Below are 12,939 nucleotides of genomic sequence, written 5' to 3'. Positions count from 1 at the left end.
AGCAAATTGCTGTTAATTTGTTCTTAATATCTTCTATGCAGATTCACCTAGAACCAAAAGATTTTTCGAACCGTTTCGGTATCCAAAAACCTGAAGCCTAAAAAGCTGATAATTTAATCTATATTTTATTTGATCCTGGAACTCGCCAAAGCGACATCTGCTGTTGCCCACGAGTTTTTTAACCTGGATTCTATTTCTTCAAGTTTTTCCCGATCACCCATTTTTTGATAGGCGAGCTTCAGTCCGTGCTCGGCCCAGCCATTCTTCGGATAATTCTTGAGATCTTCTTCCAGAGTTTTTATGGCATCTTCAAATTTTCCTGCTTCTAACTGTACAGCACCTAAATTATGGCGCACCGAGAAGAACCAGTCAGGTGGTTCCTGAAAGTTTAGGGCATCTTCGAGGGCAACAGCTTTCTGAAGTTGATTTATGCTTTCATCAAATTTTCCTTCAGAAGCGAGGATCTCTCCCTTAAGAACCTTTTCAGCAATCTCAACGATCGAATGCATGGAGTTGATCTCCCACAGCTTCATATCCTTTAAACGCTCGTCTTTAGAGAACTTATGCAGCTCCCGGAGTTTGGCTTTTGCTTTAGGAATGTTTTTCTTTCCGAGGTAAGCCATTCCGCGGGCATAATGTGAAATCGCCTGTGGATACAGCAAAGTATCACTCAGCTTTCTACTTAAAAGCTGGTCCCATTTTCCGAATTTTACTTCTACGAAATATGGTATCATATAGTAATGCTGCAAGGTAGCCCAGCCGGGTGCCTTCATAACATCAGGATGTATGCGTTCGGCCAGTTCGTTGGCACCTTGCAGGGCCCAGTCGCTGTTACCTTCTAAAGTCGCGGTAGCCGCCAGAAAATGGTAATTATGTGGATAATAGGCCAGCGGGTAAATTCCCTGGGCATGGCAAAGGGTCACGTAGGCACTGTCCACTTCCACCGCCCGAATGTTGGCGAGGCTGCCTTTATGGTAATCTCCGGTCTGTATATAAGTGTGCGCGGGCATATGCATCAGGTGGCCAGCACCCGGAACGAGGCCATCGTCAAACTTTTTAGCACTTGCCAGGGCACGTTCGGGCGCGTTAGAGGCCTCTGTAGCATGTATGTAGAAATGATGAGCGCCGGGATGATCGGGGTTCTGTTTCATTAGTTTTTCGAGCAGGGCGATAACTCCCGGGGTCCATTCCCTCGGATTCCCCTCATGGTCATAAAGATCCCATGGATAAAGGTCCATCACCGATTCAGCGTAAAGCGCAGCGATATCGGGATCATCAGGAAATTTCTGATATACCTGTTTCATAGCATCAGAATAGGCAACATCCAATTGCCGCCTATCATCAACTGGTTCGGCCACATAGCGTGCCGCAAGTGCATTGATAAGCGCCTGTTCTTTTGCAGTGGCATTTTTGGATAGCTTTTTGGCCTTCTGCACCGCTTCATAGGCCCGCTGATAATTATCGGCTTCCATTCCCGCGTTATAATTAGGGCCTAACACCAACGCATAACCCCAATAACACATAGCACATTCAGGATCGAGTTTGGTGGCGTAATAAAAGGATCGCGCCGCCTCGGCATGGTTAAAGCCGTAGGAAAGCACCAGACCCTGATCGAAATACTTCTGAGCTTCCGGTTCACTGGTGGTGATAGGATAATGCAATACATCCAGCCCGTCAAGGAGCGGGGCCTTATTATCTCCCTGGTACCAGGCAGTATCCACTGTTTGTGGAGCACAGCCGTAAGCAGCAGTAACTACAGGCTCCTGCACCAGTTCCTTCTGTGGCGCAGGCTCTTTGTCCTTACAGGAAAAAAGCCCCAGCGCCAGTAACAATATTAAGAATCTCCTCCTTTTCATAACTCCTCTTCATTTGATTCAATACTTCAATTTTTCTAAAAAGAACTCACCTACTGGTTGTTAAGACGCAGGAAACGCGCAGCATTATTGTAGAAGATATCCTCTTTTTGTTCGTAGTTAAGGAACGGGGCCTGATCGATAGCCTCTACCGCAGCACCAATTTTGTCCGGCCACACCATTTGGTCTGAACCAAACATGATGCGTTTTTCAAGTCCTGCCTTTATCAGTGCTTCGAAATGATCATAAAAGGCCTCTCGAGGGATCACCCAGGTAATGGTCGAAACGTCCACATAGAGCTGGGGATACTGATACATCATGGCAATCATCTCTTCTGTAAAAGGAAAGCCGGCATTTTCCACAAAGAGCCGTAGTTTTGGATGCTTCACCAGCACGTCTTCGAGCAACAATGGATTTCCTGCAGAACTTCTGAAAGTCGGCATTTCGGGGCCTATTCCGAGGGTATGAATAAGAACCGGCAGGTTCCGTTCTTCAGCCAACTGAAAAAACGGTTCCAGCGAAGGATCATTGGGCTTAATCCCACTAAGCTGAGTAGCGATCTCTCCCAGGCCCTCAAATTGTTCCTGCTCGTAGGCAGCTTTGAGTTTCTCCAGATCAACACCCTTGGGATCCAGGATAAATGGCGAAGCTATAAATCTATCGGGCGCGGCATTCTTCCAATCCTGCACCTCTTTCCAGTCTGCACCGCTGAGAAAACCTTTCTGAACATTATAACGATCCATAATCTCAAGGGTCTTCTTCAAAAGTTCGGCCTGATTGACGATAGCACCACCTTTTCCTTCACAGGGCTCTGGCCTGCAAATGGCCGGCATGCCTTCAGGCACCTTGATAAAGAGTCCGGTGTGCATATGCATATCGATAATGGGTCCTTTGTAATTGTTTTGTTCGGGATTAGACCCGGAACTAAATGAAAGAGTAATTAGCAAACCCATCAATAAAACATTCCTTTTCATAACATTGGGGTTTTAATCACAAGTTGCTGCATTGCTGCATGTAGAGCTGTTCCTGAAAACAGGTCTGTAGATGAAAGTTTAACCCGGCAACCGGCCAGGTGGTGAACTGGGTTACCGGTTAGGATCTTATTCTGCTTTCATAATAGTAAAGGTGTCGGTCGTGCCACCACCGAGTAAAATTTCCAGGTTTGCGACCAGCACATAAGGAACATTACGCCTCAAGGTGATGGTCGTGGTAAATTTTTTAGGTGTCAAAAATTCTTCAACGAGAGTGGCTGACTCCCATTTATCAGTTGTTCTGAAAGTTTGAACTCTGGAATTTTCTCCAGCCGAGTCATTGCTTACCACCAGTAATTCATTCGGACTTCTCAAAAATATCCCATCGGGACCAAAAAGTTCGGCATCAATCTCGACTTCCGAATAGGATTCAGGATCATCAAGCGGGACCTTTATAAGACTATTATTTTCATACCTGCTCACCAAAAGAAATCCCCTAGGATCGTAATCAATTCCATTCATTCCGAAGCCACCCGGACTGGGAGCAAGCGCAGGATCATTCAGGAAAATCCCGGCTTCCCCATCCGGCGTTAATTTATAGATGATTCCCGCATAGCTATCAGTAACATAAGCATTGCCTTTGTTGTCAACAGTAACATCATTAGCAAGGTGGCCCCCTTCTATAAGAGTATGCAATTCTGTGTAAAATATAAATTCACCCGATAGATCATAAGCCGCTAATGCCGCAAGACTGCCATCTATATTGGTATTGGTGATAAGCACTCTTTTACCGCTTTGATCTACGTGAAGCCCAAGAGTGGAAACGAAATTAGGATTGCTCACCCAGGTAGAATATTCCCCGCCTATCACCTGACCAATATCCCCCCTGGTAATTGAGGAAAGAAGGAATCTGTTATTCTGCTTGTCATAGTCGAGCCCTTCCGGAAAAAGGGCAGGCTCCACTATCTCTATACTGGATTCATTTACATTGTTCGCTTTCAGGTCCAGTTGCAGGTCTTCCTGTTTTTCTGTAGAACATGCTACTAGAAGGATTGCGCTTAAAACTGCTGTGCCGATCTTTTTCATAATTTAAATAGTTAGGTTACCAATCAGATTATTCTAAAAAGAGGGGCTTCAGGGGAAAGATGATCGTAAAAGGAACTGTACCTCCTCCCGATCTATATTTAAAGCTAATCATTTTTTTGATAAAATCCTGCAAGCTAAGCGTTTAATTGACTGAATCTAAGTGGGTTAGCCAGCAAGAACAGTTGTAAAAACAAGACCTCTCCGGAAGTGAGAAAAGTTCATTTAAGGAAGTCCTTATAATTGCCCGGAACAATTAGTCTAATGAATATTTTCAGTTTCTTCAGCGTTATGCTCCCGGTATAGTTTTTCACCAATCCTTCCCGCATCGCCCAACGCCCGTCCTTTGATGAGCCAGGCAGTACCAAAGAAAAAAAGCGCCAGAGCTTCCAGGATGAGCGTGGAATAATTGAACAGACGGAATGTCTCAGAAATAGGGATAAGAATGATCAAAACAAGGATCGCACTACCGCAAAACCTGTAAATATGGTTCTCATTAAAAGTGCTTACCGGAATATCTTCCGCCTCGTTTTGTCCAATGGTAAACACATTCATAGCCAACAGAGCAAAAATCCCGAAGAGCAGAGCAGCAGAGGCATAATGCAACCAGCCTAACCAGGGGTAGGTGTAAGGAATGAGAGTATAGATCTTTTGAGCTTCCAATTGAGGAGTGACAGGAATCAATGCCACTCCTATTGCCATGATTCCGGCAATGTTGGTAAGCACCTGGTCATTTTTCCAGATCGAGGTATTGTGATGTCCTTTGTAGGAGATCATGAACAATCCCACGGCGGCTAAAGTGCCGGTAAAGATATCGCGTAGATTGGTGTAGTAATAATCGCTAATGGAAGGCTGCACATTGGTATTAAAATAGGGAATAAAGGAAAAACCTACCAGTAGCACCGGAAGTCCTATTCCCAGATAACCGATCGCCCGCCTTAGTCTCCGGTATGTAAAAACATAATTATTGTTTTGGTTTTCGGTTGATCTCAAATGAGGAAGCTGGTTAGTTAGTTTACACTAAGATAAGCTTTCTCTTAAATCATCCGGAACCTCAGGTGCAGAATCCTTTACCTCCTGCTCCACAATTCCTCCCCCAGGTAAAGCCGGTTAGTGAGCAGTTCACTGTAGATGTCATCTGCTTTTTCTCCATTCAGAAAGATCAGATAGCCATTTTTGGATTGCGGAAACAGGACTGCCAGGGTGCGCACTCCAGATTCTCCACCGGTGTGTATTAAAGCGTATTCATCATTGCTGAAGCCGGTAAGTATCTCCCAGCCCAACCCAAAATAGTCGTTCTCCTTCAGCTGAACCTGGTGTTCCAGCATTTCCTGAAACACCTCTTCAGATAGTCCGGCCCCGTTGACCACGTAGCTCAAAAATTTTCCGTAGTCCTCAACAGTTGTGAGCAGGTTGGCTGCTGCGCTTGCATTGTAATACTTTTTCAAAGAAATCATTTCACCCTTTTCATCAAAATTCTGTGCATAGCGGGTCTCATCCATGGTCTTATCCCACCAGAACCTGGTATCCTTCATTCCTGCTGGCACAAATACCTGTTCCCTGGCCAGTTCCTCTATCCCCATTCCGAATTTTTTCTCCATCGCCCTCTTCAGGTATTCAAAACCTTCTCCCGAATACTGGTATTTTGTTCCAGGGTCAAATTCAAAAGCAAGCTTGTTATTTTCCTGCAGATACCTCCAGTTGGCAAACCCGGTTTGGTGAGTAAGTACTATTCGCGGAGTCAACAGCTTGTGCCGCTCATCGTTCTTAAGATCGGGATCTGTCCAGTATTTATAAAGAGGCTCGTCCAGGTCTAGCATACCTTTGTCGATTAGCTTTAGGGCGGTGACGGCAACTATAGGTTTGGTCAGGGAAGCTACTCTAAAGATGGTATTGTAAGGCGCCGGAGTTTTTTTATCCAGCGTTCCATAAACCTCAACATTGGTAAGCTTGCCATTTTCTATCACTCCCAATCCCATTGCCGGCACTCCATTTTCCTTTAACAGTTGTTTGATCTCCTCTGCCGCTGTTTTCGTGGGTGCCGGGGGCGTATGATCGTAACTCAGCACTTCAGCCATTTTCCAATTACCGTTCTCCAGCCGCCACACATGGGTGAACCTGGCCGTACCGGTTTGTATATCCTCCTTACCATTTTCCCGAAGATAGAAATGATGCACTCCTTTTTGAAGCGCAGCATATAACTTTCCATTCTCATATAGCGGAAAGACCTCCAAACTGTTCACATCAACTTTCCTTATAGGTTTAGGGCCATTTCCGGAACAAATATTTTCCCTTGTATTCTTCAGAAAAGATTCCCTGTCCTGGTAACCTCCCTTATCGTGATAAAATTCCAGGTCGGAGGTGATATGTTTTTCGAGATAATCAAGCTCACATTGATTGAAACTGCGTTCGAAAAAGATACTATCCTGCAGCTTCATAGTGCGGAATAATTCTGAATTTTTATCTACCTGGGTATAACTGTTCAGGATACCTGCGATTAAGAAAACGACACTTAAAAGAATTCGGTTTATCATGGAATTATTTTTTGGCAAAGATTGGAAGTTCGAAGCCATAAAACCTAAAAAAAGGCCCGCCAATAAGCCGACAATTACCCGCCAACCCGCATATTTACTTAAATAATGCTGAAATTTAGTTTTATGCGAAGCCTTTGATTTTTATCAATTTCCGCAGCATTTATAAGGATGATAAAGACATTGGACAGTAGTAGCAGGATCATCATTACCAGTGTTGATCTGTTACTCCAGGAGTAACTGCTTCTCATAAAATTGAACAGCATGAAAATGATGAAAGCACAGATTGACCAAAAGATCTGAAGGTTCACAATTTGCCTGGTTAACGAATTGGACTGCTTTGTAAAGAACATGATGAGCAGCGGGAGCAGAATATTGGCCGGCGGGAAGATGGTCGCAGGTAAGGATGAAAAATTAATGATCTTGATGATCGTAAAGTTTTCCCTAACCGGGGTTTCAGATTTTTTCAGCAGCTCCTCCTCTTTGACGTTCAATGTCGCGGCCAGTATTTTAAGCGTCTGCCCCTTTGGCTCTGTACCCGATTCTATGCGCTGAATGGTCCTTACAGAAACTCCCGAATTTTCTGAAAGCTCCTGTTGTGTTAGATGTTGTTGTTCCCGAAAACTTTTCAGCTTGGACATAAACGTAGCGACTTATTGTTGTACCGGGCAAGTTAAAAATTTCAGCCTGAAGTCGGCTCTTTTAGCGGTTTCCATTCTGCACTTGTTTCCTGTCCTTAAAAATGGCGTTGTAAATAAAATAACTGGCGAGCCCGGCAAGAAGGGTGGCAAGTATATCCCAGACATCAATTGGCTTCCCCAGCAAAGGACTGGCAAGTTCGTAAACCACCACGCTAAAAGTTCCAAGTTTAATAAGGTAATTTCCTTTTTTTGTATCATGAGACAGAATGGCTATAAGGAAAAATATTGTGGGTAAAGTGCCAAAGGTATTCCCAAGAGTGTCGGCTATATGAAAGTCATTGATCTGGTTCTCGTAGATGTAAGGCCGGTAAATAGGGCGTCCTATGAATTCGTAGATGAGCAGGGCCGTGATCCCAATGGCAAAGTTGATCGCCCTATACCTGGTAAATTTCCAGTTCTTTAGTTCTGTTTTGAAGTCGTTTAAAGTCATGGGTCGTAATTGAAATGCACTAAGAAAGGGGAATTTAGAAAATATTTTCTAAGCTGCTTCGGAAAAAGAGGTGTCAAAAATGGCATTTTTGAGGGTTAGTGCTATAAATGGGAAATTAGAAGTGGGAAGTTAGAAGTACCTCCGCGGAATAATAGAAGAGTCTTTTTCTGAAATGATCATATTCTAAGGTAAGCCCTAAAGCCCCTGGCCGCATAATAGGATTCGGCTCCGTTGTGGTAGATAAAAACTCTGTCATATCGCCTGTCCCCGAACATAGCCCCTCCAAGTTTCCTGACTTCAGGCGGCGTCTTAAGCCAGCTGGAGGTCTTCAGATCAAATTGACCCAATTGCTGTAATTGGTTGTATTCGGCTTCTGTCAAAAGATCTACTCCCATTTTGGAAGCCATTTCGATGGCACTGTCCTCAGGCTTAAATTTCTTTCTTGCCTCCAGGGCTTCCCGGTCGTAACAAAGGCTGCGGCGGCCGGTCGGACTTTCGGGAGAGCAATCAAAAAAAATGATTTCTCCCGTCTTTTCCTCTGTACCGATCACATCAGGTTCTCCGCCGGTACGTTCCATCTCATGAAGCGACCAAAGCCGCTCGGGATGAGCTTGTAATCTTTTGTCAACTTCTGCCCATTCCAGACCGGCATGACGGTTAAGATTTTGCTTAAACCGCAGCTTCAGAATATCCAGTAGTTCTTCGGTTTGGGAAGGGGAAAGTTCAGTTTTTCTCTTTGCGGTCATAGCTCTATTAAAATAGTCAAAAAATAGAAGCGACTTATTTCCAAATTAGTCAAAACATAGGTGTCAAAAATGGCATTTTTGAGGGGGTATCGTAAAAATACAAAATACTGCGGAACAAATTTTAGCTGTTGAATTTATCCTCTTTCCAGTTCTCCACATTGTTCTGAATATAACCGGAAATAGTATCAAAAGACCTTTCATCCCGAATGACGTGATCATAAAATAAAGATTGCCATGCAAAATTGTAGTTCAACCTGTGCGCATGTTTGGTAACTGCCGATTTATAAGAACCTACGATAGAGGAAAGGGTGTTTTTCCCCTGATTCTGAAAACGTTGTTGCCCAATGGTTTTATTTTGATCGTCATGATGTAGCGGCAAGGCATGCCTTTCCGCTACATCATCAACCGCGTGTTCATTATTTCCATTCAGGATAATGATCCCATGAATATGATTTGGCATCACCACAAAATTGCCCATTTCCACGTTCTTTGCGTGGTGCTTTATTTCATACCACATGATATCTGCAATGACACCGGTTGGTGACAACCGCATTTTGCCTTCTGAAATTTTTCCGAAGAAATGTTCCCTGTCGCGGGTGCAGATCGTGATGAAATAGGCTGCATCCCGGGCATAATCCCAGTTCTGTAACCTCGTGGATTGTCTGCGATATTTATTCTGAAATTTTTCTGCCATTACCCGGAAATCTGTGATTCAAGCTATTACCAAGTTAGCAAAAACATGGCTATCAAAAATGGCATTTTTGAGAGGTAATTAGGAGGATTCCTCGTGAATAAAATATTGTTTATAATTCTTAATTTCTTTTCTTATAAACTCTTACCCAGTCAATATACATGTTTTGAGGGAATATGGTGGTGGCATCAGGACGACCGGCATATGTACCTCCTACAGCAATATTCAAAACAATAAAAAACTCTTTATGAAACTCGGATAGTACATTTGCGGTAATTTATTAAAAACCGTTTAAAATAATGAATATCCAAAAATCAACGCGACAGTATTATAGTCAGAATCCCATGAGCCATAGTTAGTCATTAAATCCCTCCCGAGGTAATATCTCAACTCCGCGCTGTATCTATTGTTGTAATTATAACCAAATCCAACAGCCGTATCTTTACCTGATCTTATTTCTAAAGTAGAATAAGCTTCCTTTTCAAAATATAAACTTGAATCAAAACTGATATCCATAACAGTCATCACGCTCAAAATCAACTTAGAGCTCGGGGTTAGGTACATATAGTGCCTTACACCTATTGGCACTTCAATGGAATGATAGGTAACCTCGGAATACAAATTGGGTGTTTCTTTGGTGGAAAGAAATTTTTGATAAGCCGGGTCTACAAATACACTCCATTTATTGTTATGGAAGGGCAAAACAACTTCAGCTTCTAGGCCAACCCTATACCCCACCTGGTTTCCAAAATCTGTATTTCTGAAACCGTTATACTGGTTCATTATTTCTAAAGATGAATTTTTGATCCCCGCCTTTAGACTGATGTTAAAAATAGCCTTATGGTCTTTTTGAGAATAAGTCTGAAAATCTTCGTTCTCACACTTATTATATTTGATAAAGAATTTACTTAGACTGCCCGGTTCGTATTTCAACCCTTTGATCTCCCCGGTTAGAGAAGCCTCACAATTCAAATTATTGATCAATTGTTGCTTGTAGTAATTATTTTCGGCAATTTCCTGATTTTTGACCAGGTAAACTTTAAAGACAAGCTCCTCAATATCGGAGTCGCCTTTTTGATAAAGAAAACTTGTCACATCCTCATTTGAGTAAGAAAACAGGCTGGCTTTTCCTTCTACCAGGACTTTTAGAAATAATTGCTCTTCCTCGAATACCGGTTCCCGGTTGTCGTCAATATTCCTTAATAATTCACTGGTCTTATCAATATCAACAGTAGCTCTTAAATATTTGGACCTTCCGTAGATACCGAATTCTTTGATGGTTTTGATAGTTTCTGTTTGCACCTGTGCATTTTCAGAAAACTTAAAGCTTATCTCCTCAGGATTGTTCTTCCAGTCTTTATTTTTTATGAGACCTTCTACCTTCTCACCTGTATTACTAATAAAATAGCCTTTTTGAAAATCTGTTTGGGAGTAACCGATAAAACTTAAGAGAATAAGCACGGTTGTTAAATGGTGTTTCATAATGGCTGTTATGATTTATACAGGTCTGGAGTCACAGATATCTCCGTGATAAATTCTCCGTTCTTATCGTAGTAGTTATAGTCGAGGGTGATATTATTATCACGGAAATACTTAAGATCGGGATGAGTTTTTACATTTTCGATGATACCCGGACGTACGTATTTATTGACGGTGTCTAGATTGACTTCCGATCTTTCCATTTCCACCAGGGTGTAATAGTAGACCACGTTGGTTTTTCCAACAGAAGAAGCACTGTCTAAGCGGGTGGAAGCGTCCACCTGCATGGGGCTTTGTTTATTTATTTCGACTGCAACTTCTTTAAGTTCCTTTTCAAGGTCTGGTTTAAAAAATTGCTGAACTCCGTAAAAAGTCAGTGCAAAAGCAATTGCTCCAACTGCGAATCCAAGGATGTTTCCTTTTTTAGTTCCTTGTTTACTCATTTTAAATTTTTTGGTTATTGATATTTTGGGGCTGGTTGGTATTAAAAAAGCTGTATTGCTTCGGAAATTATTTACGAACCGTGAGTTAAATACTTTTATTAAAATCCTCTCAGATTAATTTGATGAGTTTATTTTTCCTTCAAATTATTCCCTTTTTGGAGCTCATGTATAATAGTTTTCTGGTTTGCTATAATTTCATCTATCCTCAACATCCAGGCTCCGAAAAGTCTGATTACAAAAATTACCAGTACGATTAAGACAATTGCGACAATTAATTCCATTTTTGAAGACTTTATATGATTACACTTTATCCGCCGAATTTTTAATTATTCCAAAGAAGAATATCTTATTGAATTATATCTTTTCAGTCGAACCGAATCGTAGGGAAGAAAAGCGGTGCAGCTGCAGCTTCTAAAATTATAAAATTTTCTTAAAATTTTAAGAAATCGCTCAATAAAGTTTCGACAAGAGGCCCGGTAAATGAATGGATGATGCAAAGTCGGGAAACTTTGCGGAGCGGGACAGTTTTACCTGCCGTCAGTTCGAGTGATCCTGATGGCTATCAGGATCGTATCGAGAACGACGGTGTCAAAAATGATATTTTTGGAGGGTATTCCTGCAGAGCGCTTTATGACGGACTTTTATTCGTAGGTATACCAGAACTTTCCGTGGGCAGATGCAGAGGTTTCTCCCTTGCTTTTAGCAGGGGTTGATCATTTAGTAATAATACCCAACAGGAAAGGACAGACCTATGGCAACCGCTCCCGCCACCTGCGCCGGACTGTTATGGAGATAACCCGTCAATTCCAAAGTTACATTATGGTTGGGTCCTAATTCAATTCCTAAAGAAACCGGAAAATGTAAATTGATCCCGCTTTTTTCAAACTTCCTTTTAGCAGTGACAGTTTCAAAAGTGCCCACCGTACTCCCTACTCCCAATTCCAGGTAAGGCGCTACCCAATCAACCGGGATGACAAACCTGGCTTTTCCCCCAAAAAGGAATGCGTTAATTGTTGCTTTATCCTCGGGTTTGATAGGACCCCCAAAATTTTCATTCATCTCTGTAAAAATGTATCCCGCATAAGGTCTTAGATCGATCCACTCATTGATGCCCAGCACATATTCTCCCTGTGCAAAAAACCCTGTGCCGAAGAATCCCACTTCATCATAAGGGACACTTAGCCCATAGCCCACAGAAACTTCAATAGCCTCGTCGGAAATAAATTGAGCCTGTACCCGGGTGAGGCCAAAAAAGGTCAATAAAATCAATAGTGTTTTTCTCATTTTTTGAAAGGCCGGTTTCTATGCTCCCACCTGCTGTAGGGAAGAAAGGATGGGGAGCTGTAGCTTCTAAAATTAAAGAATTCTCTTAAACTTCTAAGCAAAACCGGGAAGAAAGTTCCCTTAAGAAGTACTGCAAGACCACTTATAACATTTATCTATCTCAGTGGAATCGACAGCCCCAAAGCAGCTGCTCCGGCGAATTGTTGGACGCTATTGTGAAAATAGTAGGTGAATTCTAAATTGACGTGGTGCTGAGGGCCTAAGCCTACTCCCAAAGTGAAAGGAATATGAAACAAAAGTCCGTTATCTTCTTTCCCTGTCAAAGGGGTGTAAGTTTTAAAAGAACCAATAGAGCCTCCAATCCCGATTTCCACATAAGGAGCCACCCAGGGAATAGGTGCTGTAAGCCGTGTTTTTCCTCCAAACAAAGCGGCACTTGCTGTTGATTTATAACCTTTTTCTATATCGTCCTCCCCCATATGCTCGGCTATAATCATTCCAAGGTATGGTCTGATATCAATCCAGTTTGCCAGGTGAAGCACATACTCTCCCTGGGCGTAAAACCCGGTTCCCGATACAGCATACTCGTCATAGGACGAGCTAATTCCATAACCTACAGAAACATCAACAGACTTTTCTTTAATAAACTGTGCGTGCGACCCGGTTGAAACCAGGAGGGTCAGGAGTACAAAAAGGATCTTTTTCAAAAAATGTAATTTTAATTAAG

Annotated in this window: 14 protein-coding genes; 1 reads left to right on the top strand and 13 read right to left on the bottom strand. The window is 42.4% G+C overall.

Going from position 1 to position 12,939, the window contains the following annotated elements; genetic code table 11:
* Nucleotides 1-125 precede the first annotated feature (125 nt).
* The 11 genes from ACNORC_RS05235 to ACNORC_RS05185 form a co-directional block, all read right to left on the bottom strand.
* Nucleotides 126-1,856, bottom strand: coding sequence for a tetratricopeptide repeat protein (locus ACNORC_RS05235; protein ID WP_418334543.1), 1,731 nt, complete (start codon nucleotides 1,854-1,856; stop codon nucleotides 126-128).
* 50 nt (nucleotides 1,857-1,906) lie between these two features.
* A complete protein-coding gene (locus tag ACNORC_RS05230; RefSeq protein ID WP_418334542.1) occupies nucleotides 1,907-2,827 on the bottom strand; it encodes an amidohydrolase family protein in 921 nt (306 codons plus the stop codon).
* A 126-nt stretch (nucleotides 2,828-2,953) separates the two neighbouring features.
* Nucleotides 2,954-3,910, bottom strand: coding sequence for a hypothetical protein (locus ACNORC_RS05225; protein WP_418334541.1), 957 nt, complete (start codon nucleotides 3,908-3,910; stop codon nucleotides 2,954-2,956).
* Nucleotides 3,911-4,168: 258 nt separating this feature from the next.
* A complete protein-coding gene (locus ACNORC_RS05220) occupies nucleotides 4,169-4,900 on the bottom strand; it encodes a hypothetical protein (protein ID WP_418334540.1) in 732 nt (243 codons plus the stop codon).
* A gap of 77 nt (nucleotides 4,901-4,977) precedes the next feature.
* Nucleotides 4,978-6,441 carry a serine hydrolase domain-containing protein gene (locus ACNORC_RS05215; protein WP_418334539.1) on the bottom strand — a complete coding sequence of 488 codons (1,464 nt, stop codon included), beginning with the start codon at nucleotides 6,439-6,441 and terminating at the stop codon, nucleotides 4,978-4,980.
* Nucleotides 6,442-6,539: 98 nt separating this feature from the next.
* On the bottom strand, nucleotides 6,540-7,079 hold the full coding sequence (locus ACNORC_RS05210) for a helix-turn-helix domain-containing protein (protein WP_418334538.1): 540 nt from the start codon (nucleotides 7,077-7,079) through the stop codon (nucleotides 6,540-6,542).
* A 61-nt stretch (nucleotides 7,080-7,140) separates the two neighbouring features.
* A complete protein-coding gene (locus ACNORC_RS05205; protein WP_418334537.1) occupies nucleotides 7,141-7,569 on the bottom strand; it encodes a hypothetical protein in 429 nt (142 codons plus the stop codon).
* Nucleotides 7,570-7,745: 176 nt separating this feature from the next.
* On the bottom strand, nucleotides 7,746-8,315 hold the full coding sequence (locus ACNORC_RS05200) for a DUF4256 domain-containing protein (RefSeq protein WP_418334536.1): 570 nt from the start codon (nucleotides 8,313-8,315) through the stop codon (nucleotides 7,746-7,748).
* Between the two features lie 121 nt (nucleotides 8,316-8,436).
* Nucleotides 8,437-9,009 (bottom strand): transposase, encoded by a 573-nt coding sequence (locus ACNORC_RS05195; protein WP_418334535.1) that lies wholly within the window; start codon nucleotides 9,007-9,009, stop codon nucleotides 8,437-8,439.
* Between the two features lie 288 nt (nucleotides 9,010-9,297).
* Nucleotides 9,298-10,488, bottom strand: coding sequence for a porin family protein (locus ACNORC_RS05190; protein ID WP_418334534.1), 1,191 nt, complete (start codon nucleotides 10,486-10,488; stop codon nucleotides 9,298-9,300).
* A gap of 8 nt (nucleotides 10,489-10,496) precedes the next feature.
* On the bottom strand, nucleotides 10,497-10,928 hold the full coding sequence (locus ACNORC_RS05185) for a DUF8479 domain-containing protein (RefSeq protein ID WP_418334533.1): 432 nt from the start codon (nucleotides 10,926-10,928) through the stop codon (nucleotides 10,497-10,499).
* Nucleotides 10,929-11,416: 488 nt separating this feature from the next.
* Between ACNORC_RS05185 and ACNORC_RS05180 the strand changes: the two genes are divergently transcribed.
* On the top strand, nucleotides 11,417-11,641 hold the full coding sequence (locus ACNORC_RS05180) for a hypothetical protein (RefSeq protein ID WP_418334532.1): 225 nt from the start codon (nucleotides 11,417-11,419) through the stop codon (nucleotides 11,639-11,641).
* Between the two features lie 4 nt (nucleotides 11,642-11,645).
* Here the strand turns inward: ACNORC_RS05180 and ACNORC_RS05175 are convergent, their stop codons facing one another.
* Entirely contained in the window at nucleotides 11,646-12,212 is a 567-nt protein-coding gene (locus tag ACNORC_RS05175; RefSeq protein ID WP_418334531.1) for a hypothetical protein, read from the bottom strand.
* Between the two features lie 155 nt (nucleotides 12,213-12,367).
* Entirely contained in the window at nucleotides 12,368-12,919 is a 552-nt protein-coding gene (locus ACNORC_RS05170) for a hypothetical protein (RefSeq protein ID WP_418334530.1), read from the bottom strand.
* Nucleotides 12,920-12,939 lie beyond the last annotated feature (20 nt).

The organism is Salinimicrobium soli (genome assembly GCF_048323655.1).
In the GTDB taxonomy this organism is placed as follows: Bacteria; Bacteroidota; Bacteroidia; order Flavobacteriales; family Flavobacteriaceae; genus Salinimicrobium; species Salinimicrobium soli.
The sequence above is the reverse complement of the archived record's forward strand: the minus strand, read 5'-3'. Positions and strand labels throughout refer to the sequence as shown.